Genomic DNA, 24,823 nt, shown 5'->3' on the forward strand with positions numbered 1-24,823 from the left:
CTCAGGGTTTATTCTTTTTAGGGTGGCGGCGATGAACAAATGGATGACGGGAACGATGGTAGTGGGTGGCTTGCTGGCGGCGCAGGGCGCGGCGCAGGCGCAAAGCAGCGTGCAAGTGTATGGCTTGCTGTCGGCCGGTATCGGCTATGTGTCGGATGAGGGTAATGGCAGCCGCACGCATGCGCTGAGCGGCACGAATCAGAATCCCCGCATCGGTTTCCGCGGCCAGGAAGACCTGGGCAACGGCACCAAGGCTCTCTTCGTGCTGGAAAACGGTTTTAACGTGATGACGGGCACGGCCTCGCAAAGCGGTCGCCTGTTCGGCCGCCAGTCGTATGTGGGTTTGTCCAGCAACGACAAGGGTACCCTGACTCTGGGCCGTCAGTACGAAGCTGTCAAGGATCTGCTGGGTCCGGTGGTCATCGCCAGTAACGGCGTGCATATCGGCGACAACGACAATGGCTACAACAACTTGCGCGTGCAAAACGCCGTCAAGTACGTCAGCCCGAACATCAGCAACCTGTCGTTTACGGGCTTGTACGGTTTCAGCGAGAACCCGGAAGACTCCAACCGCAACCGCGTCTACAGCATGGGCGCCGGCTACAAGGTCGATGCCTTCAGCTGGGCCGTCGCCTATACCAAGATGGATCGCCCGAACAGCCCGGACGCACCGAATGGCGCCATCGGCAATGACTATGGCAGCTCCCTGTTGATTTTCAACAAGAGCGCCGTCAAGGGGGCGGGCGTGGACAGCCAGGCCATCGCTGGCACGGGAGGCTTTTATAATGTGGGCAAGACCAAGTTTGGTGCGCTGTACACCAACGTGCGCTACCACTACCTGGACCAAAGCAACCTGACCCTGCAAAACGTGGACTTGAACGTGAACCACAAGCTGACGGAAGCGTTGAACCTGGGCGCGTCGTATTTCTTTACCACGGGTAAATATGACGTGATCAACAAGACGCCGAAATGGCATCAGGTCAACTTCCAGGCCGATTACTTCCTGTCCAAGCGCACCGATGTCGCCATCACCTGGAGCTACCAGAAAGCGGCCGGCGATGCGACATTCGCGCGCGTGTTCGGCTTTGGCGCCTCGGGCGGCAAGACGCAAAGCGTCCTGATCGTCGGCATGCGACATTATTTCTGACACTGATTCATCTTTACAGGCGCTGTCCCGCAGCGCCGTCCCCTGAAAGGAAGCATCTTGAAAAAGCACCTCATGTTGGCGTTGAGCCTAGGCTTGCTGGCTAACGCCGCCCACGCGGAAAAACGCGAGCTGGTCATTTCGGCCTATCCGATTGCCCAGCCCTTGTTCATGAAGTATGTGTACGAGCCGTTCAAGGCCAAATGCGGGTGCGATATCAAGGTGGAAACGGGGAATAACGCGGACCGCATCGCCAAGCTGGTGGTGCACGCCAAGAATCCGGTGATCGATCTGGTGCTGCTGTCCGATTCCGGCATGCTGGAAGCGGCGCAAAAGGGCGTCATCCAGCCCATGGATTACTCCAAGCTGAGCAATTACAAAGCCCTGTACGACGTGGCGAAAAACCCCATCGGCGGCAATTTCGCCGTCGGCTACACCTTGTACTCGGTCGGCCTGGTGTACCGCAGCGACAAGATCGCCCCGCTGACGTCCTGGAAGGACCTGTGGCGCCCTGAACTGAAGGGCCGCGTGGCCTTCCCTGACGTGAGCACCACGCAGGGCCCGTTGATGCTGCGCATGGCCGATGCGGCCTGGGGTGGCAAGACGGACGACTACGCCACCGGTTTTGCGAAGATCGTCGGCATGAAGGGCAACGTCGTCACGTTCTCGAAGAACAGCGCGCAGCTGGCCGCCCTGTTTGCGCAAGATGAAATCTGGGCCGCGCCCGTGGCGCGCTTTACCTGGTCGCAAATGCTCAAGACGGGCCTGCCCCTGAAGTGGAGCATCCCGGCAGAAGGCCAGGCGGCCGGCATGAATGTGATGGGCATCGTTGCCGGCTCGAAGAATGCGGACCTGGCGTACCAGTTGATGGATTTCTGGCTGTCCAAGGAAGTGCAGACGCAGCTGGCGACCAACCTGGTCGACTCGCCCGTCAACAAGGACGTGCGCCTGTCCGTGGCGGCTGCGCAATTCAATACCTATGGCGCCGACCAGATCAGCTCGCTGAAATTCGTCAAGCCGGAAACCATCCTCAAGCAGCGCAGCAACTGGATGACGCAGTGGAACAAGGCCATGAGCAAATAGTGGTGACGAGGAGAAAACACCATGTTTGCTGATCCAAAAAAGCGCCTGGGACTGCTGCTGGTCCTGCCGGCGCTGATCTTTATCGTTGTCTGCTTCCTGCTGCCCGTGCTGGCCTTGCTGGTCGATGCCTTCCGCGTCGGCGACGGCATGCAGTGGGGCGTCGACCGCTTCATTGAATTCTTCTCGCAGGAATTCAACCGCACCATCTTCTGGCGCACCCTGCGCATTGCCGCGCTGGTGACCCTGGCGTCCATCATCCTCGGCTACCCGGCCGCGCAAGCCGTGGCGCGCGTGTCGCCGAAGTGGCGCGGCCTGGTGGTGGGCATGATGATCCTGCCGCTGATGGTCTCGCCGATCGCGCGGACCTACGCCTGGATCGTGCTGCTGGGCCGCAATGGCGCCGTCAACGCGGCGCTCGTCAACATGGGCTTGACGGAAGAGCCGCTGCGTTTGCTGTTCAGCGAGTTCGCCGTGTTTGTCGGCCTGCTGCAACTGCTGCTGCCGCTGATGCTGATGTCGCTGGCGGGCGCGCTGGAAAACCTGCCGCGCGACGTGGAACCGGCCGCCGCTACCCTGGGCGCCAATCCATGGCAAGTGTTTTGCAAGGTCACCCTGCCGCTGACGCAGGAAGGCCTGGTGGTCGGCGGCACCCTGGTGTTTACGGGCTGCGTGACGGCCTATGTGACGCCGGCCCTGCTGGGCGGCACCAAGGTGCTGATGCTGGAAACCCTGCTGTACCAGAAGGTCAGCGTGGAGAGCGACTTCGGCGCGGCGAATGTCATCGCCGTCATCCTCGTCTGCATGACCCTGCTGGTGAATGCCGGCCTTAAACGTATTTCATCGAGCCGGAGTTCCGTATGAAAGAAAGCTTGTTTTCGCGCGCCGTCCTTTGGCTGGTGTTTTTGTTCCTGCTGGGGCCTTTCGCCATCGTCGTGCTGGCAGGTTTTTCCGGCGGCGAAACCCTGGCGTTCCCGCCCGAGTCGTATTCGCTGCGCTGGATTCTCGAAGTGTGGTCGGCGCCCGAGTTCCGCCGCGCCTTCCAGACCAGCCTGGAAATCGGCTTGATCGCCACCGTTATCGCGCTGTTGCTGGGCATACCCGTCGCGTATGCGTTTTCGCGCATGCCGCCGCCCGGCATCGGCGCCATCCGCCAGATCCTGACGTCGCCGCTGATCATTCCCGCCATCCTCGTCGGCCTGGGCTTGCTGCACCACCTGGTATTGACCATCAACGCGCCCGTGTATGTGGGCCTGCTGATCGGCCATATCGCGCTGCTGATTCCGTATTCGGTGCGCGTGGTGTACGCCAGCCTGGTGAATTTGCGCGTGGATATCGAGGATGCGGCCATCACGCTGGGCGCATCGCGTTTGCGCGCGTTCTTCATGATCGTGCTGCCGAATATCCGCAACGCCGTGATCGCCGCCTTCTTCCTCGCCTTCGTCACCTCGTTCAACCAGGTGCCCGTCTCGCTGTTCCTGACAGGACCCGGCATCAGCACCTTGCCGATCGAGATGCTGGGGCATATGGAAAACAGCTTCGACCCGTCGATCGCTGCCCTGTCGACCTTGCTGGTCTTGTTCACCATGGCCTTCGTGATGGTGACCGAGAAGGTGCTGGGCATTTCTAAATACATGTAAGAGGCAACACACCATGAGTTATCTGGAACTGCACAAGCTGAACCTCGGCTACGCCAAGAACACGACGTCCGTGAAAGACCTGGACCTGCACGTCGAGCAGGGCGAATTGATTTCCCTGCTGGGCCCCAGCGGCTGCGGCAAGACCACCACCATGCGCGCCATCGCCGGCCTGATGCCGCTGCAGTCGGGCCGCATCATTTTGGATGGCCGCGAAATCGGCAAGCTGGCGCCGAACAAACGCAATATCGGCATGGTGTTCCAGTCGTATGCGCTGTTCCCGCACTTGAATGTATACGACAACATCGCTTTTGGTTTGCGTCTGCGCAAGGTCGCGCCAGCTTTGCTGAAAACCAAAGTGGAAGCCGTGATCGCGGCCGTCGGCCTGACGGGTTTTGAAACGCGCCTGCCGGCGCAAATGTCCGGCGGCCAGCAGCAGCGCGTGGCGCTGGCGCGCGCCATCGTCGTCGAGCCGGCCCTGCTGCTGCTCGATGAACCGCTGTCGAACCTGGACGCCAAGCTGCGCGTGCAGATGCGCGCGGAACTGCGCCGCATCCAGCGCGAGCTGGGCATCACCATGCTGTACGTGACGCATGACCAGGAAGAAGCGCTGGCCCTGTCCGATCGCATCGTCGTCATGAACGGCGGGCGCATCGAGCAGCTGGCCGCGCCGGAAGCCGTCTTCAATACGCCGTCGACGCGTTTTGTCGCCAACTTCATGGGTTTTGAAAACCTGTTCGACTACCGCGACGGCGCGCTGCACCACGCGGGCGCCAGCCTGCCGTACACGTCGCCCGTCGCTGCCGGCACCACGGTGCTGGGCTGGCGTCCGGACAAGGTGCGCGTGTGCGCGGCCGACGACGCGGCGGGGCAATATCCAGGCACCGTGCTGGCGCGTGGCTTCCTGGGAGACACCGTCGAATACCTGCTGCAAACGCCGCTGGGCCAGGTCAAGGGCATTTGCGCAGCCGGCGGCGCCACCTGGCGCGAAGGCACGGCCGTGTCGTTCGTGCTGCCGTCCGACAGCGCCCTGTGGCTGAGCGCGTAATTTCTTAATGGAAAGCATCATGACCCAAGCCTTGAAAAAGATCTGGCTCGACACCGATCCCGGTTTCGACGACTGGCTGACGATGTTGCTGTTGGGCAGTAATCCCGACATCGAGTGGCTGGGCGTGAGCGTGGTGGCGGGCAATGCGCCCGTCGACATCACCTACGACAATGCCTTGCGCATCAAGGCGCATGATGGCTTGACGGTGCCGATCTACCGGGGCTGCGAAGAACCGCTGGCCGGCGTCATCGAAACGGCGCAGCGCATCCTCGGCGACAGCGGCATGCCCACCACGGGCGAGATCCTGCCGCGGGGCGCCGCCACGGATGCTCCCGGCCACGCCGTCGACGCGCTGATCGCCGCCGTGCGCAAGTATCCTGGCCAGATCACCATCATGGCGATTGCGCCGATGACCAATATCGCAACCGCGCTGGCCAAGGCGCCCGATATCGCGGAAAAAATCGTCGAAATCATTTTGATGGGCGGCTCGACCGACCAGGGCAACCATACGGCGGCGGCCGAATTCAATATCTATGCGGATCCGGAAGCGGCCGCCCAGGTTTTCCAGGCCGGCATCCCGCTGCGCATGTTCGGCTTGAACCTGTGCCGTCAGCTGCTGGTCACTAAACTGGAAGTGGAACGCCTGCGCGCCATCGGCACGCCGCGCGCGCAGCGTCTGGCCGGCTACCTGGAAGCGTATGTGCGCATCCGCAGCAGCGACGGTTCCGTGCCGATGCCCATGTACGACCCGGTGGTGGCCTTGTACCTGGAAGCGCCGCAGCTGTTCCAGTTCCAGCCGGCTCACGTGGCCATCGAATTGACGGGCGAACTGACGCGCGGCATGACGGTGTGCGAATTCCGCGTGCCGCGCCGCGCTGCCATCAACACGCAAGTGGCGATGCTGGCCGATGGCCCGGCCGCCATCGAGTGCCTGATGCGCCGCCTGGCCGCCATTCTCGTCTGACCCACTTCACTACGAAACGAGCTTCATGTCTAATTCACCCCTGAGCATCGAACAGTTTTTACGTGCCATGCCGAAAGTGGAGCTGCATTGCCACCTGTTTGGCACGGTGCGCCAGGCTACTTTCCGCGCGCTGGCCGCCAAGACGGGCAATGTCGTCACCCCAGAGGAAATCGACGCGTTTTACACGCGCGGCGACAAGCCCGTCGGTGTGCTGCGCGTGCTGCGCGCGCTCGACGCGCATCTGATCGTCTCGCCGACGGACCTGTACTGCCTCGCCTACGAATACCTGGAAGACGTGCATGGCCACGGCGTGCGCTACGCGGAGTTCTTCTGGAACCCCACCGGCACCGTGCGCGTGTCGGGCATCCGCTATGACGCAGCGCAAGACGCCATCGTGGCCGCCATCCGCGACGCGCAGCGCGATTTTGGCGTGATCGGCCGTTTGATCCCCAGCATCGACCGCGAAGCGGCCCCCGCGGAAGCCGTGCAGATGGTGGAATGGATGAAGGCTTACCGCGCGCCGGAAGTCATCGGCATCGGCATCGATTACCGCGAAAACGACCGCCCGCCAGAGCTGTTCATCGAAGCCTACCGCGCCGCGCGCGAGGCGGGTTTCAAGTGCACGGCGCACGCGGGCGAATTCGGCATGCCGTGGATGAATGTGGCGACGGCCATCGAGCAATTGCAGGTGGACCGGGTCGACCATGGCTACACCATCGTCGACAACCCGGAACTGGCGCAGCGCTGCGTGGAGCGCGGTCTCGTATTTACGGTCGTGCCGACCAATTCGTATTACTTGCGCACCCTGGCGCCCGAGCGCTGGGCGCTCGACCACCCGATCCGCGCCATGGCCAAGCTGGGCCTGAAACTGCATCCGAACACGGACGATCCGACCCTGCACCACGTGACGCCGACGGGCGCCTGGATGATGATGCGCGAATTTGGTTTCGGCCTCGATGACATGCGCGGCTTCATGTTGAATGGCCTCGACGCGGCCTGGATAGACGACAGCACGCGGCGCGACTGGCGCGCGCAATTTACGCGCGAGTTCGACCTACTGCGCGCCAGGGTCGTCGAGTAAATCAGGCCGACGCCGGTGGTGGGGCCAGCAGCGACGGAAACGCCCGCTGCGGGCAGCTTTGGCGCTCGCACACCTTGCAGCCCGTGCCGATGGGCGTGGCGCTGCTCGGGTCGTGCAAGTCGAGTCCTTTCGAATAAATCAATCGGTGCGCCTGCGAGATGTCGCAGCCCAGCGCCACGGCAAAGGTTTTGCCCGGCGCCCTGAAACCCGGTGACGCCGTGCTGACCTGGCGCGCGATCCACAGATAGGTGCAGCCGTCCGGCATGCTGGCCACTTGCGTGAGTACTTGCCCCGGATGGCTGAAGGCGTCGTAGACGATCCACAGCGGGCACGTGCCGCCCACCCTTGAAAAGTGAAAATCCGTGGCCGACTGGCGCTTCGAGACATTGCCCGCGCGGTCGACGCGCACGAAGAAGAAGGGCAGTCCCGCTGCCTCGGGGCGCTGCATGGTGCTCAGGCGGTGGCAGACGGCTTCGAAACCCACGCCGAACTGGTGCGCCAGGCGCTCGATATCGTAGGCGCGCGTTTCCGCCGCCTGCAAAAAGCGCTGGTAGGGCATCAGCAGGGCGCCGGCAAAGTAATTCGAGAATGCCAGGCGCGCGCTCGTTTGCGCCGCCGCGCCGGAGAGTCCCGCCGCCAGCACCAGCGCGTCGATCAGCTCGCTGTGTTCGAGCAGGCTGATTTGCGCCGCCATCTGGAAGGCGCGCTGGCCGCCCGTCAAGGTGTCGGGCAGCCACAGGATGTGTTGCTGGGCGTCAAAGCGGTGTTTGCGCACCATGCCCGCGTCGCCATCGGACAGTTGCACCTGGATGCCGTGGCGCTCCAGCAGCCGGCCTTGCAGCGCGTCGAGCGCGCGCAGTTGCGGATCGAGTTCGCCCGCCACCAGCTCCGCCGCCCGGTCCAGTTCATCGATATAGTTTTGCCGCCGGTTCAGGTATTCGCGCACTTCCTCGTCCGTGGAGGGCGCCGCCGAACTGGCGCCGCGGCTGCCGTGATCGAGGCGCGCGGCCAACGTGTCAGCCCGCTCCGCCATCACGCGGTAGCGCCGTTGTAGCAGCAAGATCGAGCGCGCCAGTTCCGGCATGTTTTCCACCAGCATTTTGAGCTCGGCCATCGAGGTGGGCGACGCGTCGGGCAATTCGCCGAACACGTCGCGCACGTCGGCCACGAGGCTGGCGCTGTCGTGTTCGGAAAAGATTTGCGGATCGACCCCCAGCACGGTGCCGATGCGCAGCAAAATCGGCACCGTCAGCGGGCGCTGGTTGCGCTCCATCTGGTTCAGGTAGCTGGGTGAAATGCCCAGGGACTTGGCCAGCGCCACCTGCGTCATGCGCCGTTCCTCGCGCAGCCGCTGCAGGCGCACGCCCATGAAAACCTTTGCCATTGCGTTTCCTCTTCCCCGGTTTGTGGAATCTGCAAATTTACAACATTTGCAGATTAACAGATTCAGCTTTGCATTATCTCGCATTTTCACGCCTTGTTTGCGGCCCGTATTATGCGAATAATGCAAACAGACCACTACCCATACAAGGAGACACCGAGTGACCACGCAGACTACAATTCCGACCGTTCCTTTATTGATTAATGGCGAATGGGTTGAATCCCGCACCACCGTCTGGCGCGACGTCGTCAACCCGGCCACGCAGGAAGTATTGGCCAAGGTACCGTTCGCCACGCCGGATGAAGTCAACGCGGCCATCGCCTCGGCCCAGCGCGCCTTCAAGACATGGCGCAAGACGCCGATTGGCGCGCGCGCCCGCATCTTCCTCAAACTCCAGCAGCTGATCCGCGAAAACATGGCCGACCTGGCCGCGACGCTCACCATGGAACAGGGCAAGACCCTGCTCGACGCGGAAGGCGACGTCTTCCGTGGCCTGGAAGTGGTGGAGCATGCGGCCAATATCGGCACCCTGCAAATGGGTGAATATGCGCAAAACGTGGCCGGCGGCGTCGATACCTACAGCGTGATGCAGCCGCTGGGTGTGTGCGCCGGCATTACCCCGTTCAATTTCCCTGCCATGATCCCCCTGTGGATGTTCCCGATGGCGATTGCCTGTGGCAACACTTTCGTGCTGAAACCATCGGAGCAAGACCCGCTCGTGACGGAAAAACTCGTGCGCCTGGCCTTGCAGGCGGGTATTCCGGCCGGCGTGCTGAACGTGATTCACGGCGGCGAAGACGTCGTCAACGCCCTGTGCGACCACCCGGACATCAAGGCGATCTCGTTCGTTGGTTCCAGCAAGGTGGGCACGCATGTGTACCAGCGCGCCAGCCTGAACGGCAAGCGCGCGCAATGCATGATGGGCGCCAAGAACCACGCCGTCGTCTTGCCGGACGCTAATAAAGAACAGACTCTGAATCAGCTGCTGGGCGCAGGCTTCGGCGCCGCCGGCCAGCGCTGCATGGCAGCCTCCGTCGCCGTGCTGGTGGGCGAAGCACGCGACTGGCTGCCGGAATTGTCCGCCAAGGCGCAAACCTTGACGGTCGGCGCGGGCAAGGACAATCCTGACCTGGGTCCCGTGATTTCCTGCGCGGCAAAAGAGCGCGTGCACAGCCTGGTCGCCAAGGGCATCGAACAGGGCGCCGTGCTGACCCTCGATGGCCGCGACGTGAAGGTCGATGGCTATCCGAACGGCAACTTTGTCGGACCGACGATTCTGTCTGGCGTGAAACCTGGCATGGCAGTGTATGACCAGGAAATCTTTGGGCCCGTGCTGATCGTCGTCGAAGTCGATACCCTCGATGAAGCGATTGCGCTGGTCAACGCGAATCCGAATGGCAATGGCACGGCCCTGTTCACGCAAAGCGGCGCGGCCGCGCGCTATTTCCAGGAAGAAATCGACGTGGGACAAGTCGGCATCAACGTGCCCATTCCCGTGCCCGTTCCCCTGTTCAGCTTTACGGGTTCGCGCGGCTCCAAGCTGGGCGATTTGGGTCCGTTCGGCAAGCAAGTCGTGCTGTTCTACACGCAGACGCAGACGATTACCCAGCGCTGGTTCACGGACGCGGCCTCGGTGGGCAAGGTCAACACCACCATCAGCCTCAAGTAAGGAGCCGGACCATGGACTTTGAACTGAGCGACGAGCAGCGCGAGTTCCAGCAGGCGGCGCGCGCGTTTGCCGAAGGCGAACTGGCGCCGCACGCGGCGCATTGGGATGCGGAATCGATTTTCCCAGTGGAAACGATTGCCAAGGCGGGTGAGATGGGCTTTTGCGGCCTGTACACGCCGCAACGCTGGGGCGGCCTGGGCTTGAGCCGCCAGGACGCGGCCATCATCTTCGAGGAGCTGGCCGGTGGCTGCACCTCGACTACGGCCTACATCACGATCCACAACATGGCCACCTGGATGCTGTCGCGCTGGGGGCAGGAAGCCCTGTGCGACGAATGGGTGCCGGCCCTGGCCGCCGGCCAGAAGCTGGCCAGCTATTGCCTGACAGAACCGCAATCCGGTTCCGACGCGGCATCGCTGCGCACCAAGGCCGTCAGGGATGGCGACTTTTATGTACTCGACGGTACGAAAGCCTTCATTTCCGGCGCGGGCCAGACGGACATGCTGATCGTCATGGCACGCACGGGCGGCGAGGGCGCGGCCGGTATTTCCGCGTTTGCCGTGCCGGCCAACTTGCCTGGCATCGTGTATGGCAAGAAAGAAGAAAAGATGGGCTGGAACAGCCAGCCCACGCGCATCATCAGCTTTGACCAGGTGAAAGTGCCGGTTGGCAACTTGCTGGGCGCGGAAGGCGAAGGTTTTGCCATTGCCATGAAGGGCATCGATGGCGGGCGCATCAATATCGCCGTGTGCTCGGTGGGCACGGCGCAGGCTGCCCTCACGCGGGCACAGGTGTACATGAAGGAGCGCACGCAGTTCGGCCGCGAACTGGCGCAGTTCCAGGCCCTGCAATTCAAGCTGGCCGACATGCTGACGGAACTGGTGGCGGCGCGCCAGATGGTGCGCCTGGCCGCCTGGAAACTGGACCAGGAAAGCCCGGACGCCACGGCGTATTGCGCCATGGCAAAACGTTTCGCCACGGATGTGGGTTTTAATGTGGCCAACGATGCGCTGCAATTGCACGGCGGCTATGGCTACATCCGCGAGTATCCGCTCGAGCGCCACGTGCGCGACACGCGGGTGCACCAGATCCTGGAAGGAACGAATGAAATCATGCGCCTGATCGTCGCGCGAGCGATTTTGAAAGATGGCGCCACGGAGAACTTGCGATGACCAAAGTGTATACAAATCTGCTGCTGGAACGCCATGGCCACACGGCCCTGGTGACTCTCGACAACCCGCCCGCCCACACGTGGACCCTGGCCAGCCTGAACGCGCTGACGCAGCTGGTGGCCGACCTGAATGCCGACCCGGACGTGTACGCACTGGTGATCACGGGCGGCGGCGCCAAGTTCTTCTCGGCTGGCGCTGATCTGAAAGTGTTTGCCGATGGCGACAAGGACATGGCTTTCAATATGGCCGCCGCCTTTGGCGAAGCGTTCGAGGCGCTGTCCGCGTTTCGCGGCGTCAGCATCGCCGCCATCAATGGCTATGCCATGGGCGGCGGGCTCGAATGCGCACTGGCTTGCGATATCCGTATTGCCGAGGAACATGCGCAGATGGCCTTGCCGGAAGCGTCCGTCGGCTTGCTGCCGTGCGCGGGCGGCACGCAGCACCTGCCGTGGCTCGTGGGCGAAGGCTGGGCCAAGCGCATGATTTTATGTGGCGAACGCGTCGATGCGGCCAAGGCGCTGGCTATCGGCCTGGTCGAGGAAGTCGTGCCAACCGGCAAGGCTGCCGCCACGGCGCTGGCCCTGGCCGCCAAGGTGGCCCGTCAAAGCCCCAGCAGCGTGACGGCGTGCAAGACCCTGATCCAGGGCGCGCGCAGCCATCCGCTGGTCAATTCCTTGCCCGATGAGCGCACCTTGTTCCTCGGCTTGTTCGATACGCAAGACCAGAAAGAGGGCGTGCAAGCGTTCCTGGAAAAACGTCCGGCGGAGTGGAAGAATGGGTGAAATCGTGGCTGAAACCTTGGTTGAGACCGTCAGTATTGAAACTGTGAAGATCGAGGAACGCGACTGTCCTGGCGGCATGAAGCTGGGCGTCATCACCCTGGACGCGCCAAAGTCCTTGCATGCCCTGACCCTGGAGATGATCCGCGCCATCGATGGCGCCCTCGTGCGCTGGGCCAGTGACTCTGCCATCGCCTGCGTGGTGCTGCAATCGTCAACCGACAAGGCTTTCTGCGCGGGCGGCGACGTGCGCAGCCTGCGCACGGCCATCGTCGAGCAGCCGGGCGTCGTGCCTAACCCGCAGGCGCTGGCTTTCTTTACCGAGGAATACCGGCTCGACCACCGCATCCATACGTACGTGAAACCGCTGCTGGTGTGGGGCGGCGGCATCGTCATGGGCGGCGGCCTGGGCCTGATGGCGGGCGCCAGCCACCGCGTGGTGACGGAAAGCACGCGCATCGCCATGCCGGAAATCACGATCGGCCTGTTTCCCGACGTGGGCGGCAGCTGGTTCCTGGGCCGCATGCCGGGACGCAGCGGCCTGTTCCTGGGGCTGACGGGGGCGCCGATGAACGCGGCCGATGCCCTGTTTGCGGGTCTCGGCGACTATTTCCTGCGCCAGGAAGAGCGTGCCATGGTGCTCGACGCGCTGGCGCTGGCGCAATGGCAAGCCAGTCCGCAGGCGAACAGCGAGCAGCTGGACCGCCTGCTGCGCGGCTTCTCGGCCCCGGTGTCCATGCTGCCCGCCTCCGAAGTGCGCGCCAACTTCGACGCCATCGCCGCCTTGACGCAAGCGCCTACCTTGCCCGAGGTGGTGGCCGCCATTGCCGCGTATGACGGCGAGTCGGCCTGGCTGCAAAAGGCGGCCCACTCGCTCGACAAGGGTGCGCCCACTTCGGCCGTCTTGGTGTGGGCCATGCGCGTACGCACACGCCACATGAGTCTGGCGCAAGTGTTCCAGCTGGAATTGATCGTGGCCGTGCAATGCTGTGCCCATGCCGATTTCCGCGAAGGCGTGCGCGCCTTGCTGATCGACAAGGACAACGCGCCGCAGTGGCAGCCGGCCAGCCTGGCCGAGGTCAGCGATGCGTATCTTAATGAATATTTCGCGGCGCCATGGGATAGCCATCCTTTGCGCGACCTGCATTAAAAGAACAACAGGAGATTTTTACCATGCAACATATCGCTTTCATCGGCTTGGGCAACATGGGTGCGCCGATGGCCCGCAACTTGGTGGCCGCAGGCTTCCACGTGTCCGTGTTCGACCTGGCGCCGGCGGCAGTGGCGTCCCTGGTCGAGGCGGGCGCCACGGCGGCGGCGTCCGCCAGCGCTGCCGTGCAGACGGCCGACGCCGTCATCACCATGTTGCCAGCCAACAAGCACGTACAGGAACTGTACCTGGCGGCAGGCGGCGTGCTGGACTCGGCCAAGCCTGGCGCCTTGTTCATCGATTGCAGCACCATCGCCGCCGATGTGGCGCGGCAAGTGGCGCAGGCGGCCAGCGAGCGCGGCTTTGCCATGATCGATGCGCCCGTCTCGGGCGGCACGGCGGGCGCGGCGGCCGGCACCCTGACTTTCATCGTTGGCGGTAGTGTAGCGGCCTTGCAGCAGGCGCGGCCTTTGCTGGAAAAGATGGGCAAGAACATCTTCCATGCGGGCGAGGCGGGCGCGGGCCAGGTGGCGAAGATTTGCAACAACATGCTGCTGGGTATCTTGATGGCAGGTACCGCAGAAGCGCTGAACCTGGGCGTGGCGCATGGCCTGGACCCGAAAGTGCTGTCCGACATCATGGCCAAGAGTTCGGGCCGCAACTGGACCCTGGAAGTGTACAACCCGTGGCCCGGTGTCATGGACGGCACGCCCGCGTCGCGCAATTACACGGGCGGCTTCGGCACGGCGCTGATGTTGAAAGACCTGGGCCTGGCGCAACAGTCGGCCCTGTCGGCGAACGCGCCCACGCCCTTGGGCGGCTTGGTGCGCCAGTTGTACCAGATGCATGCGCAAGCCGGTTATGCGCAGCAGGATTTCTCCAGCATCGTGCAGATGCTGCAGCCGGGCTTGAATAAGCCCGCGTGAGGAATTTTGGGCAAAAAAAAGCCCGCTGGTAAAAGCGGGCTAAATCCAATTCTTGGAAGAGTTGGAGGAGACAGATGCATTATGCTGCGTCGCCACATATAACTCCAATTTATCTTTGGAATATCAACTATAGATTTCCGTGATATCTCTTCCCGGTAGCCGCGCAGCGGCTACCGTTGCCGCCACTCAGGCCGGATTGCAAACGATCTTCACCGTCGTCACGTTCGCTTCGCCCATGGTGCCTTTTTCGGTCCCTGGCTGTACGACGCACTGCAGACCCTTAGGCTGAACGGAGACGCTGACGCCATAGGTGTCGCCATAGGCGACAGAGCCCATGGTAAAGGTCGTGGCGTCCTTGGCCACCGTTGTTGTTGCACTACCGTTAATCAGTACCAGGCCGTCCACCGTCAGGCCGGAAACCGTGCCGCCCAAGGTATACGTGTTTTGAAAACAAGAAACAGCGGCGCTGATATTGATGTAATGGCCTGCCGAACCGGAACCACCACTGATGCTGCAAGTCATGTGGGCAGGCTGGGTTTGCACAGTGATGTTGTAGTCGGTACCATAGTCGATGCGCTTGGCAAAGGTAAACGCTGTTTTCCCCGCAGGAACCGGTAGGGGATCGCCGCCATTGACCAGGATCAGCCCTTCATTGTTCAAACCGGAGATCGTGCCGCTGACCTCATACGAGGCCTTGCCGCCGCAAGCGGCCAGTCCCAAGGTCAGCAGCAGTGCGGCGAGTGGGCGCAAGCAGGATAACTTCATGTATATTTCTCCAAAAATAGGTGACGGATCGCAAGGATTACTGCGGCTTGCAGTCGAGTGTGGCTGCGGTCGTGGCGGCAGATCCCATCGTGCCGACCGTATCGCTGCCGTCGGCGCTGCTGGAACCCTGGAAGCGGCACTTCTGGCCCGTTGGCTGCGTCAGTATGGAAATGCCGTACGCGGCGCCGTCAGCAACGCTGAATTCGTAGCCGGTTGCGCCAAGCAGCAGGGAGGTGTTGATGGAGCCCATCACCAGGCGCAAGCCATCCGCGGCCAGGCCCGTAACCGTGCCGCTCAGCGGATAGGTGTTGGTCTTGCAGGTCACGGATGCCATGTTCACGGAGTAGCTCGATGCCTTGCCGACGCCATTGGTCAGTGTGCAAACGGCGCCCTTGGGCTGTTGCGCGATGGTGATGTCGTAGCGGTCATCGGTCTTGACCAGCTTGGTGAAAACAACGTTGGTCTGGCCCACCGTAACGGGCAAGCGTTCCCCGTCATTCAAGAGAATCAGGCCATCCTTGGCCAGGCCGCCGACTTGGACTTGCAGATACAGGTTGCCGCCGCTGCCGCCGCAGGCTGCCAGTGTGGCGGCGCAAGCCGCCGCCAGCATCGAGCGCAGGTACAAATTTTTCATACAGTCTCCAAAACGAATTAGGTTGGGTAGCGCAACGCGGACGCTGGCGCCGCATTGGAATGGCGCCTATTTTAGTCTATCTGGCAAGCTGGATGATCTTGCCTTGTATCACCCTGTAACAATTTTTCGCCGGGAAGCGCTGGCCCGGCCCCATTTCACGGGGGCGCAGCCATGCCGGCGGCGGCGATCGGTGCGACAATAGCTACACTCTGCGCAGCGTGACGCAGCATCCCATTGTGAGTCCCATGTCCCTTGCTCCTGTAAAACCCGCCGTGCCGCCCAAGGCCATCCTGTTTGACCTCGACGATACCTTGTGGCCCATCGCGCCCGTGATTGCCGCCGCCGAAACCCTGCTGCACGACTGGCTGGCCACGCACGCGCCCAAGGTGGCGCAGCAGTTTTCCATCGAGGTGCTGCGCCAGCACCGTCTGGCCATGCTCAATGAACAACCGCATTTCCATGGCAACCTGATCGAGTTGCGCCGCGCAGGCCTGCTGGCCGCCTTCGAGGCGGCCGGCGAGGATCCCGCCCTGGTCGACGGGGCTATCCTGCAATTCCTGGCCGCGCGCAACCGCGTCCAGCCGTATGACGATGTCTTGCCTGGCCTGGTCTGGATGCGCCAGCGCATGCTGGTCGGCTCAATCTCGAACGGCAATGCGGACCTTGACATTATCGGCCTGGCGCAGCATTTCAAGGTATCGATCGCCGCCAGCGACTTTGGCGTGGCCAAGCCCGACGCCAGCATCTTCCTGGCCGCTTGCGCCGCGCTGGACGTGGCGCCTCATGAAGCCGTGTATGTCGGCGACGATCTATATTTCGACGTGACGGGAGCGCAGGGGGCGGGCATGCGTGCCGTCTGGATGAACCGCAAGGGCAGCGATGCCCATCTGGCCGCCGGCGTGCAGCCCGACGCCATCTGCGCCAACTTTGACGAGTTGCTGCGATGGCTGCAGCAGCAATTGGAAGATTGATCGCCGCGGGCCGGGCGAACGTGCATAATAGGCGCTGTTGCTGCACGTTCGGCCGCTTTCGTTGCCGCTTGCTTAAAAAATACTTGCTAAGAAATACTTGCCTAAATAAAACACCATGCAACTCGATACACGTGCCCAAACACTGCTGAAAGCCCTGGTCGAGCGATATATCGCCGACGGCCTGCCGGTCGGTTCGCGCGCTTTGTCGAAAATTTCCGGCCTCGACCTGTCGCCGGCCACGATCCGCAATATCATGGCCGACCTGGAAGAGCTCGGTTATGTGTCCAGTCCGCACACCTCGGCCGGACGCATCCCCACGCCGCGGGGCTACCGCATCTTTGTCGACACCTTGCTGACGGTCCGGCACCTGGACGAGCATATGGTGGAATCGCGCATGCGCCTGCAGACGCCGCAACCGCAAAAAACCATCGCCAACGCGGCGCAGATGCTGTCGTCGCTGTCGCAGTTTGCCGGCGTCGTGCTCAGTCCGCGCCGCGAATCCGTATTCCAGCAAATCGAATTCCTGCGCCTGTCCGAAAAGCGCATCCTGCTCGTCATCGTCGCTCCGGGCGGCGACGTGCAGAACCGTTTATTGCTGACGGAAGCCGACTATACGCCGGCGCAACTTGTGCAATCGGCCAATTACATCAATCAGAATTATGGCGGCCTGTCCTTCGATGCCGTGCGCGTGCGCCTGCAGGGCGAATTGCGCCAGTTGCGCGACGACATGGGCAGCCTGATGCAGGCGGCCGTGGAGGCGGGCAGTGAAGCGATGGCCGACCATAGCGACGACATGGTGATTTCCGGCGAGCGTAACTTGCTCAGCGTGAGCGATCTGTCATCGAATATGCATTCGCTGCGTCAGATGTTCGACATGTTCGAGCAAAAGACGGGCTTGATGCAGCTGCTCGACGTATCGAGCAAGGCGACGGGTGTGCAGATTTTTATCGGCGGCGAATCGAACCTGGTGCCGATGGATGAGATGAGCGTGGTGACGGCGCCGTATGAAGTCAACGGCAAGATCGTGGGAACGTTGGGAGTGATCGGACCGACGCGCATGGCTTACGAGCGCGTCATCCCGATCGTCGATATTACGGCCAAATTACTGTCCAGTGCGCTCAGCCATCACTGATCGTTAGCCGTACAGCGCCGGCCGCCCCCTTGCGGGAACGGCCGGCGGAATGTGTCAGACGTCAGGCTGTTTTGTGCGGGCAGGCTACCTTGATGCAGTTGCCGTAGATGGCCAAAGCGTGTTCGGCGATCTTGAAGCCGCGCTCTTCGGCCACTTTTTGCTGGCGGATTTCGATGTCTTCGTCGAAGAATTCTTCGACCCGGCCACAGTCGAGGCACACCAGGTGGTCGTGGTGGGAGCCTTCGTTGAGCTCGAAAATTGCCTTGCCGGTTTCAAAATGGTTGCGATTGAGCAAGCCGGCCTGTTCGAATTGCGTCAGGACGCGGTAGACAGTTGCTAAACCGACATCCATATTGTCGGCCAGCAGAATCTTGTAGACGTCTTCCGCGGTCAGGTGGCGTACCGGGCTACTCTGGAAGATATCGAGTATCTTCAGCCGTGGCAGGGTGGCTTTCAGGCCGCTTGCCTTGAGATCACTAGGATTGTTACTCATGTTTGTTGCTCGTATGTGGGTCAGGTGCTTTATCATATAGCGTTTTAGCGGGGAGTGCCAAAATATGCATTTTTTGGCAGGCCGGCCACTCCTGGCGTTTTGTTCATCAAATTGAGGTCATTTATGCGCGTAACACCGGCTGTATTGCCATCTCTCTGGCACCGTATTTCATTTCGAGCACCAGTCGTGGCAGGCATGGTCTGTGTCGCGTTGACGCTGTCTGGCTGTGCCAGCCGCGGCATCCTGGGTGAAAAGCCGGCCATCACGTTGAAAGAAGGCAAGGAGGTCGTGCCCGAGCAGGGCGCGCAGACGACGACCGTCACGCCGCTGCAAAAATTCATGTGGTTTTTCTCGCCGTATCGTCCTGACATTCAGCAAGGCAACTTTGTCTCCGAAGAGATGCTGGCCCAGTTGAAAGTGGGCATGACGCGCGACCAGGTGCGTTTCGTCCTCGGCACCTCGTTGCTGACCGACATCTTCCATGCCGACCGCTGGGATTATCCATTCCGCCTGGCCCGGGGCAGTGGCGAAACCACTACCAGCCGCGTAGTTGTGTATTTCGGCAAGGATGGCAAGGTTGAACGTTTCGAAGGCGGCAACTTGCCGACAGAGAAAGAATACATCGACCGCATCGCCGGCCCGTCGCCATTCGCCAAGGTCGCCAAGGCCGACGTGCCTGCCGCCGCCGTGCCATCGCCCGTGGCGCCAAGCGCCGTGCCGGTACCAGCCGATGCCGCTCCTGCCATTCCTGTGAGCAAGCCTGACGTTGCGCCAGCACCTGCAACGGTGCCTGCCGCTGAGCCTGCACCTGCACCTGCTGCCGAACCCACCAAATAAGTTGTTGTAAGAGAATAAAATGACTGAACTGAAAATTGCCATCGCTGGCGCCAGCGGCCGCATGGGCCATATCCTGATCGAAGCCGTCAGCAATGCACCCGACGCCGTGCTGGCCGGCGCGCTCGACCGCGCTGGTTCGCCTTCCGTCGGCCAGGATGCCGCCGCCTTCCTCGGCAAGCCTGCCGGCGTGCTGATCGAATCCGACTTGGCCAGCGGCCTGGCTGGCGCCGATTACCTGATCGACTTCACGCGTCCAGAAGGCACTTTGCAGCACCTCGCGTATTGCGCCGAGCACGGCATCAAGATGATCATCGGCACCACCGGTTTCGATGACGCGGGCAAGACTGCGATTGCCGCCGCCGCCGAAAAGACGGCCATCATGTTCGCACCGAACATGAGCGTGGGCGTGAATGTCACCATGAAGCTGCTGGAACTGGCCGCGAAAAGCCTGTCCGAAGGCTACGATATCGAGATCATCGAAGCCCATCACCGCCACAAGGTCGATGCGCCATCGGGCACGGCCCTGCAAATGGGTGAAGTGGTGGCCGGCGCCCTGGGCCGCGACTTGAAGGAATGCGCCGTGTACGGCCGCGAAGGCGTGACGGGCGAACGCGACCCGTCGACCATCGGCTTTGCCACCATCCGCGGTGGCGATATCGTCGGCGACCATACGGTGTTGTTTGCCGGCATCGGCGAGCGTATCGAGATCAGCCACAAGTCGAGCAGTCGCGTCACCTACGCCCACGGCGCCCTGCGCGCCGCGCGTTTCCTGGCCGACAAGCCTACCGGCCTGTTCGACATGCAGGATGTGCTGTCGCTGAAGAACTGAGGAAGATCATGGCCACTGCCATCCTGAATGGAAAAGATATCACCGACGCAGCGAGCTTTCACGCGCAATGCGTGCAAGCCTTCGGTTTCCCCGAGTTCTACGGCAACAGCATGGATGCCTGGGTCGATTGCCTCAGCTATCTGCGCGACGAGGACGGCATGAGCAAGTTCCGTCTGAAGCCAAATGAAGTGCTGGACATCGTCGTGCAAGACGCGGAGGCAATGAAAGCGCAAGTGCCTGATTTACTGGAAGAAATCACGTTCTGTATCGCCGGCATCAATGAACGCTATGAAGATTATGGCGAAAAACCGGCGCTGAAATTGACGCTGAAGTAACGCTGAAGATAAAAAAACGCCGGACAGTTTTACAACTGGCCGGCGTTTTTCTTTAGACGATCTTGCGCTCGCGCAAGCCGTCAATCTCTCCACTGTCCAACCCCAGCCATTGCTGCAGCACTTCCTGCGTATGCTGGCCCAGCAGCGGCGGCGGTAGCCGGTATTGCACTGGCGAGCTTGAGAGGCGCACGGGATTGGCCACCAGCGCCACCGTGCCCGCCGTCGGATGCGGCATCTCCACTTTCAAGCCACGCGCCACCACTTGCGGGTCGGCAAAGACCTGGTCGATGCGGTTGACGGGGCCGCACGGCACGGCTTGCGCCTCGAAGGCGCTGATCCACTCGGCCGTCGTGCGCATGACCGTGGTCTGGCGCATCAAGGGGATCAAGATTGCCCGGTGCGCCACGCGCTGCGGATTGGTGGCGAAGCGTTCATCCTGCGCCCATTCCGGATGGCCGGCGACGGCGCAAAAGCGGGAGAACTGCCCATCGTTGCCGATCGCCAGAATCATGTCGCCATCGGCCGTGGGAAAGTCTTGATATGGGACAATGTTCGGATGCGCATTGCCCATGCGCTGCGGCACTTTTCCCCCGCACAGGTAGTTGGCTGCCTGGTTGCCCAGCGCCGCTACTTGCACGTCGAGCAAGGCCAGGTCGATATGCTGACCCAGTCCCGAGCGTTCCCGTTCGGCCAGCGCGGCCTGCACGGCGATGGTGGCATACAGGCCCGTCAGGATATCCGTCTGCGCCACACCCACTTTTTGCGGCCCGGCGCCCGGCTGGCCATCGGGCACGCCCGTGATGCTCATCAAGCCGCCCATGCCCTGGATCAGGAAGTCATAGCCGGCGCGCGCCGCGTACGGTCCATCCTGGCCAAAGCCGGTGATCGAGCAATACACGAGGCGCGGGTTGAGTGCCAGCAAGCTGGCCGCATCGAGGCCGTATTGCTTCAAGCCATCGAGCTTGAAATTTTCCAGCAAGACATCTGATTCGGCCGCCAGCTGGCGCACCAGCGCCTGGCCTTCGGGAGCAGCCAGGTCGATGCATAGCGAGCGCTTGTTGCGGTTGGCGCACTGGAAATAGGCGGCCTCGGCAGTATCATGGCCGTCCTCGTCTTTCAGGTAGGGCGGGCCCCAGGAGCGCGTGTCGTCGCCGCGGCCCGGCTGTTCAACCTTGACCACGTCGGCGCCCAGGTCGGCCAGCATTTGCCCGGCCCAGGGGCCAGCCAGCACGCGCGACAGGTCGAGCACGCGCAAGCCGACCAGCGGCGCGGGCCGCAGGGTGGAAGCCAAGGCGTCCATTAGTTGAAGGCGGCGATGCCGGTGATGGCGCGGCCGATGATCAGCGCGTGCACATCGTGCGTGCCTTCATAGGTATTGACCACTTCCAGGTTGACCAGGTGGCGGATGACGCCGAACTCGTCGGAAATGCCGTTGCCGCCCATCATGTCGCGCGCCACGCGGGCAATATCGAGGGCCTTGCCGCAGCTGTTGCGTTTCATGATCGAGGTGATTTCCACGGCGGGCGAACCTTCATCCTTCATGCGGCCCAGGCGCAAGCAGCCTTGCAAGCCCATGGTGATTTCCGTCAGCATGTCGGCCAGTTTCTTTTGCACCAGCTGGTTCGCGGCCAATGGGCGGCCGAATTGCTGGCGGTCCATCGTGTACTGGCGAGCCTTCAGGTAGCAGTCTTCGGCCGCGCCCAGCGCGCCCCAGGCGATGCCGTAACGGGCGCTGTTCAGGCAAGTGAACGGGCCTTTCAGGCCGCGCACGTCGGGGAAGGCGTTTTCTTCCGGGCAAAATACTTCATCCATGACGATTTCACCGGTGATGCTGGTGCGCAAGCCGACCTTGCCGTGGATTTCCGGCGCCGACAGGCCTTTCCAGCCTTTTTCCAGCACGAAGCCGCGGATCGCACCTTCATCGTCCTTGGCCCAGACGACGAACACGTCGGCAATCGGGCTGTTGGTGATCCACATCTTCGCGCCGGACAAGCTATAGCCGCCCGGCACTTTGCGCGCGCGCGTGACCATGCTGCCCGGGTCGGAGCCGTGGTTCGGTTCCGTCAGGCCGAAGCAGCCGATGAATTCGCCCGTCGCCAGTTTCGGCAGGTATTTTTGCTTGGTTTCTTCGTTGCCGAAAGCGTTGATCGGCACCATCACCAAGGAGGATTGCACGCTCATCATCGAGCGGTAGCCCGAATCGACGCGCTCGACTTCGCGTGCGGCCAGGCCGTAGCAAACATAGTTCAGCCCGGCGCCGCCGTATTCTTCGGGTATGGTGGTGCCCAGCAAGCCCAGTTCGCCCATTTCGCGGAAGATGGCCGCGTCGGTGCGGCCATGGCGGAACGATTCGAGTACGCGTGGCACCAGGCTGCCCTGGCAATAGTCGCGGGCCGCTTCCAGCACGGCGCGTTCGTCGCCCGTCAGTTGTTCTTCCAGCAGCAGGGGGGAATTCCAGTCGAATACGGTTTTGCTCATCACAGGCCTCGCAGGTGAGCGCCGGTGATCGGCGCAAGATTGAATATTGCTCATGGTAGATTTTTGCCTAGCCTTGCGCAAACGATTTTTTCGCACCCAGACATGCGTGCTGCGCATATCTTGCGGCATACTAGGGGTCTTTTACCGGCCGGATACCCCCATGTCACGCAAAATCCCCATGCTGCAAGCCTTGAACTGCTTCGAGGCGGCGGCGCGGCACCAGAGCTACACGCATGCGGCGCGCGAACTGTCGCTGACGCAAAGCGCCGTGTCGCGCCAGATTTCATCCCTGGAAAGCTTTCTTGGCGTGCAACTGTTCCAGCGCACGCGCCATGGCGTGCTGCTGACCAGCGCCGGCGCCGCGTATGCGCGGCAGATCGCCGCCCGCCTCGATGGCCTGGAGCGCGACACGCTCGACACCATGGCGCGCCAGGGCGGCGGCGGCGCCTTGCAGCTCGCTTCCGTTCCCACGTTTGCCACGCGCTGGCTGATGCCGCGGCTGTCGTCGCTGGCGGGTTTGCACCCGGACATCGTCGTGCATATCGACGCCTACACAAAACCGTTCATGTTTGCCGATACGGAATACGACGGCGCGCTGTATGCGGGCACGCCCGAGCAGCTGGCGCGCTGGCCCGGCACGCGCGCCACCTTGCTCATGCATGAGGAAATCGTGCCCGTCGCCAGCCCGCGCCTGCTGGCGGCGCGCAGCGAGTGGCAGCCGCAGGATTTGCTGGAACTGACCTTGTTGCAGCAAAGTACGCGCCCAGGCGCCTGGCGCCAGTGGTTTGACGCCATGCAGGTCGAGGGAGAAGGACGCGATGGGGCGCACTATGGCGCCCGCTATGAACTGTTTTCCATGCTGGCCATGGCGGCCGTGCAAGGGCAGGGCGTGGTCTTGCTGCCACGCATGCTGGTCGAAGCGGAACTGGCGCGTGGCGAATTGCAGATCGCATGCGAGCGCCCACTGCGCGGCCAGCGCGCGTATTACCTGATCACGCCCGAAACGGCGCATGAAAAGACGGCCTTGCAGCAATTTCGCGCATGGCTGCAGGGCGAAGCCGCCTAAACGACTTTGCTGGTATCGAAATGGGGATTGTCGATCAGGCCGATCTGGTTGCCGAACGGGTCGAGCAATTCCACCGTGCGGATGCCGTCGCCCACGTCCGTGATCGGATGGTGCAAGGTGCCGCCCAGGGCCACGATGCGCTCGACTTCCTGCTCGATGCCGTCCACGCCCCAGTACGTCACACTGCCCTGCGCGCCAGGCTGGCCATCTGGCAGCAAGCCCAGCTCGAAGCCGCCGATATTAAAACCGACATAGAACGGCTGGTCGAAATAGGGCGACGTGCCAAATACCTGGCTGTACCAGGCTTTGGCCTTGTCCAGGTCGGGGACGGGATAAGTGACGGTGCGTAAACCCTTGATCATGTTCTGCTCCTGGTGAATGAAGAATGGCGCCATCATGCCATCGGCGTGCGGCGCGCGATTGTAAAAATGGAAGGTCTCAATGCTGGCGGCACATGAACCACGCCTCGGGCGAACTGCGGGCGAAATCCTGGAAGTCGTGGATCAGGTGCGACTGGTCGAAATAACCATATTGCAAGGCCACTTGCGCCCAGTCCGGCTGTCCCGCGAGGCTTGTCAACCCCTGGCTGGCCGCGCGAAAGCGGCAGATGCGGGCAAACAGCTTCGGGCTGATGCCGACTTGCTGGCGAAATTGCAGCGCAAGGTGCTGGCGTGACACGCCCAGTTGCCGCGCCAGGCCGTCCACGCGCACTTGCCCCGCTGCCGCCTCGATGGCGGCGATGGCATGCTCGGCCGCGCCCGCCTGACGCCGTGGCGGCGCGGTGCGCAGGCGCAGCAATAGATACTCTTGCAAAATAGAAACTCTTTGCGCGTTGGACAAGGGTTCGCTCCACAGGGCGTCACCGAGGCGCGCCGCCAGTTCGCGGCCCCACAGCTGCTGCAAGCCCGTGCGGCCATCGCTGAGTTCGCACAAGGGCAGCTGGAAGAAGCGGGCGGCCGCGCCTGGCTTGAAGCGGGCCGCCACCGTTTGCACGAGACCGTGGCTGACGACGGCAATCGGCGCCGTCATCATGCCCACGGCAAAGCTGGCGTCCTGCTGGTCCTGGCACAGGATGTCGATGCAATTGTCGGGCAAGACCTGATGCGTCTGGGGCATGGCGCCCGTTTGCACGCGGCACGTCCAGACGCAATCGAGCCAGGGCCGCAGGGCGGGGATGGGCGGATATTCCTGGTAGACGATCATGGCCGGCTTTGATGCAAAGAACAAGATTGTGTATATATTACACAGCATA

The 24,823-nt window shown here is 62.3% G+C and carries 26 protein-coding genes; 18 read left to right on the top strand and 8 right to left on the bottom strand.

The features are described 5' to 3' along the window. The first annotated feature begins 31 nt into the window (after nucleotides 1-31). The 7 genes from CSQ93_RS00470 to CSQ93_RS00500 are packed head-to-tail and all read left to right on the top strand — an operon-like array spanning nucleotide 32 to nucleotide 6,954. Nucleotides 32-1,147 carry a porin gene (locus CSQ93_RS00470; RefSeq protein ID WP_233515969.1) on the top strand — a complete coding sequence of 372 codons (1,116 nt, stop codon included), beginning with the start codon at nucleotides 32-34 and terminating at the stop codon, nucleotides 1,145-1,147. Nucleotides 1,148-1,204: 57 nt separating this feature from the next. Next, a complete protein-coding gene (locus CSQ93_RS00475) occupies nucleotides 1,205-2,227 on the top strand; it encodes an ABC transporter substrate-binding protein (RefSeq protein ID WP_233515970.1) in 1,023 nt (340 codons plus the stop codon). Nucleotides 2,228-2,248: 21 nt separating this feature from the next. Continuing rightward, the gene (locus tag CSQ93_RS00480; RefSeq protein ID WP_034778816.1) at nucleotides 2,249-3,088 is read left to right on the top strand and encodes an ABC transporter permease; all 840 of its coding nucleotides are present in this window, start codon (nucleotides 2,249-2,251) and stop codon (nucleotides 3,086-3,088) included. Further along, entirely contained in the window at nucleotides 3,085-3,864 is a 780-nt protein-coding gene (locus CSQ93_RS00485) for an ABC transporter permease (protein WP_035822719.1), read from the top strand. Before CSQ93_RS00480 ends, CSQ93_RS00485 begins: the two co-directional genes overlap by 4 nt. Nucleotides 3,865-3,877: 13 nt before the next feature. Next, the gene (locus tag CSQ93_RS00490) at nucleotides 3,878-4,909 is read left to right on the top strand and encodes an ABC transporter ATP-binding protein (protein ID WP_099376272.1); all 1,032 of its coding nucleotides are present in this window, start codon (nucleotides 3,878-3,880) and stop codon (nucleotides 4,907-4,909) included. Nucleotides 4,910-4,928: 19 nt separating this feature from the next. Beyond that, nucleotides 4,929-5,873, top strand: coding sequence for a nucleoside hydrolase (locus CSQ93_RS00495; protein WP_233515971.1), 945 nt, complete (start codon nucleotides 4,929-4,931; stop codon nucleotides 5,871-5,873). A gap of 25 nt (nucleotides 5,874-5,898) precedes the next feature. Beyond that, nucleotides 5,899-6,954, top strand: a complete 1,056-nt coding sequence (locus CSQ93_RS00500; RefSeq protein WP_099376273.1) for an adenosine deaminase family protein — start codon at nucleotides 5,899-5,901, stop codon at nucleotides 6,952-6,954. Between the two features lies 1 nt (nucleotide 6,955). Here the strand turns inward: CSQ93_RS00500 and CSQ93_RS00505 are convergent, their stop codons facing one another. Further along, nucleotides 6,956-8,338 (bottom strand): short-chain fatty acyl-CoA regulator family protein, encoded by a 1,383-nt coding sequence (locus CSQ93_RS00505; RefSeq protein WP_099376274.1) that lies wholly within the window; start codon nucleotides 8,336-8,338, stop codon nucleotides 6,956-6,958. A 157-nt stretch (nucleotides 8,339-8,495) separates the two neighbouring features. On the opposite strand from CSQ93_RS00505, the gene CSQ93_RS00510 reads away from it, so the two are divergent. Genes CSQ93_RS00510 through mmsB form a run of 5 tightly spaced genes read left to right on the top strand, consistent with a single transcriptional unit; the run spans nucleotide 8,496 to nucleotide 14,031 of the window. Further along, on the top strand, nucleotides 8,496-10,004 hold the full coding sequence (locus CSQ93_RS00510; protein ID WP_099376275.1) for a CoA-acylating methylmalonate-semialdehyde dehydrogenase: 1,509 nt from the start codon (nucleotides 8,496-8,498) through the stop codon (nucleotides 10,002-10,004). Nucleotides 10,005-10,015: 11 nt separating this feature from the next. Continuing rightward, nucleotides 10,016-11,176: an acyl-CoA dehydrogenase family protein gene (locus tag CSQ93_RS00515; protein ID WP_099376276.1), complete on the top strand. Its 1,161-nt coding sequence runs from the start codon at nucleotides 10,016-10,018 to the stop codon at nucleotides 11,174-11,176. Beyond that, nucleotides 11,173-11,958: an enoyl-CoA hydratase gene (locus tag CSQ93_RS00520; RefSeq protein ID WP_099376277.1), complete on the top strand. Its 786-nt coding sequence runs from the start codon at nucleotides 11,173-11,175 to the stop codon at nucleotides 11,956-11,958. The genes CSQ93_RS00515 and CSQ93_RS00520 overlap by 4 nt, the downstream gene beginning before the upstream one ends. Beyond that, nucleotides 11,951-13,105: an enoyl-CoA hydratase/isomerase family protein gene (locus CSQ93_RS00525; protein WP_099376278.1), complete on the top strand. Its 1,155-nt coding sequence runs from the start codon at nucleotides 11,951-11,953 to the stop codon at nucleotides 13,103-13,105. The genes CSQ93_RS00520 and CSQ93_RS00525 overlap by 8 nt, the downstream gene beginning before the upstream one ends. Nucleotides 13,106-13,128: 23 nt before the next feature. Beyond that, nucleotides 13,129-14,031, top strand: coding sequence for a 3-hydroxyisobutyrate dehydrogenase (gene mmsB / locus CSQ93_RS00530; RefSeq protein ID WP_099376279.1), 903 nt, complete (start codon nucleotides 13,129-13,131; stop codon nucleotides 14,029-14,031). A 186-nt stretch (nucleotides 14,032-14,217) separates the two neighbouring features. Here the strand turns inward: mmsB and CSQ93_RS00535 are convergent, their stop codons facing one another. Then, nucleotides 14,218-14,796: a hypothetical protein gene (locus tag CSQ93_RS00535; RefSeq protein ID WP_158301062.1), complete on the bottom strand. Its 579-nt coding sequence runs from the start codon at nucleotides 14,794-14,796 to the stop codon at nucleotides 14,218-14,220. A gap of 37 nt (nucleotides 14,797-14,833) precedes the next feature. Beyond that, on the bottom strand, nucleotides 14,834-15,430 hold the full coding sequence (locus tag CSQ93_RS00540) for a hypothetical protein (RefSeq protein WP_099376281.1): 597 nt from the start codon (nucleotides 15,428-15,430) through the stop codon (nucleotides 14,834-14,836). 245 nt (nucleotides 15,431-15,675) lie between these two features. Between CSQ93_RS00540 and CSQ93_RS00545 the strand changes: the two genes are divergently transcribed. After that, a complete protein-coding gene (locus CSQ93_RS00545; RefSeq protein ID WP_199534202.1) occupies nucleotides 15,676-16,401 on the top strand; it encodes an HAD family hydrolase in 726 nt (241 codons plus the stop codon). Nucleotides 16,402-16,516: 115 nt separating this feature from the next. Then, nucleotides 16,517-17,533: a heat-inducible transcriptional repressor HrcA gene (gene hrcA, locus CSQ93_RS00550; protein WP_035822689.1), complete on the top strand. Its 1,017-nt coding sequence runs from the start codon at nucleotides 16,517-16,519 to the stop codon at nucleotides 17,531-17,533. A gap of 61 nt (nucleotides 17,534-17,594) precedes the next feature. Here hrcA and fur read toward each other — a convergent pair whose 3' ends face one another. After that, on the bottom strand, nucleotides 17,595-18,026 hold the full coding sequence (gene fur, locus CSQ93_RS00555) for a ferric iron uptake transcriptional regulator (RefSeq protein WP_099376283.1): 432 nt from the start codon (nucleotides 18,024-18,026) through the stop codon (nucleotides 17,595-17,597). Nucleotides 18,027-18,221: 195 nt separating this feature from the next. On the opposite strand from fur, the gene CSQ93_RS00560 reads away from it, so the two are divergent. Genes CSQ93_RS00560 through CSQ93_RS00570 form a run of 3 tightly spaced genes read left to right on the top strand, consistent with a single transcriptional unit; the run spans nucleotide 18,222 to nucleotide 20,027 of the window. Next, nucleotides 18,222-18,863, top strand: a complete 642-nt coding sequence (locus CSQ93_RS00560) for an outer membrane protein assembly factor BamE (RefSeq protein WP_442778290.1) — start codon at nucleotides 18,222-18,224, stop codon at nucleotides 18,861-18,863. 19 nt (nucleotides 18,864-18,882) lie between these two features. Next, nucleotides 18,883-19,692: a 4-hydroxy-tetrahydrodipicolinate reductase gene (dapB, locus tag CSQ93_RS00565; RefSeq protein WP_099376284.1), complete on the top strand. Its 810-nt coding sequence runs from the start codon at nucleotides 18,883-18,885 to the stop codon at nucleotides 19,690-19,692. Between the two features lie 8 nt (nucleotides 19,693-19,700). Beyond that, entirely contained in the window at nucleotides 19,701-20,027 is a 327-nt protein-coding gene (locus tag CSQ93_RS00570) for a barstar family protein (RefSeq protein ID WP_099376285.1), read from the top strand. Nucleotides 20,028-20,079: 52 nt separating this feature from the next. Here CSQ93_RS00570 and CSQ93_RS00575 read toward each other — a convergent pair whose 3' ends face one another. Both CSQ93_RS00575 and CSQ93_RS00580 read right to left on the bottom strand, forming a co-directional pair. Beyond that, on the bottom strand, nucleotides 20,080-21,327 hold the full coding sequence (locus CSQ93_RS00575) for a CaiB/BaiF CoA transferase family protein (protein WP_099376286.1): 1,248 nt from the start codon (nucleotides 21,325-21,327) through the stop codon (nucleotides 20,080-20,082). Next, on the bottom strand, nucleotides 21,327-22,505 hold the full coding sequence (locus CSQ93_RS00580; protein ID WP_035822683.1) for an acyl-CoA dehydrogenase: 1,179 nt from the start codon (nucleotides 22,503-22,505) through the stop codon (nucleotides 21,327-21,329). Before CSQ93_RS00580 ends, CSQ93_RS00575 begins: the two co-directional genes overlap by 1 nt. 160 nt (nucleotides 22,506-22,665) lie before the next feature. Here CSQ93_RS00580 and CSQ93_RS00585 point away from each other — a divergent pair, with 160 nt between their 5' ends. Further along, complete coding sequence (locus CSQ93_RS00585) at nucleotides 22,666-23,571, top strand: LysR substrate-binding domain-containing protein (protein ID WP_199534203.1); 906 nt, start codon at nucleotides 22,666-22,668, stop codon at nucleotides 23,569-23,571. On the opposite strand, the gene CSQ93_RS00590 is transcribed toward CSQ93_RS00585, so the two are convergent. Together CSQ93_RS00590 and CSQ93_RS00595 are read right to left on the bottom strand one after the other, a co-directional pair. Further along, nucleotides 23,568-23,933, bottom strand: coding sequence for a VOC family protein (locus tag CSQ93_RS00590; protein ID WP_099376665.1), 366 nt, complete (start codon nucleotides 23,931-23,933; stop codon nucleotides 23,568-23,570). The genes CSQ93_RS00585 and CSQ93_RS00590 overlap by 4 nt on opposite strands. 76 nt (nucleotides 23,934-24,009) lie before the next feature. Next, the gene (locus CSQ93_RS00595; protein ID WP_233515973.1) at nucleotides 24,010-24,798 is read right to left on the bottom strand and encodes an AraC family transcriptional regulator; all 789 of its coding nucleotides are present in this window, start codon (nucleotides 24,796-24,798) and stop codon (nucleotides 24,010-24,012) included. Nucleotides 24,799-24,823 lie beyond the last annotated feature (25 nt).

The sequence above is a fragment of the Janthinobacterium sp. BJB426 genome (assembly GCF_002735705.1).
Lineage (GTDB): Bacteria > Pseudomonadota > Gammaproteobacteria > Burkholderiales > Burkholderiaceae_D > Janthinobacterium.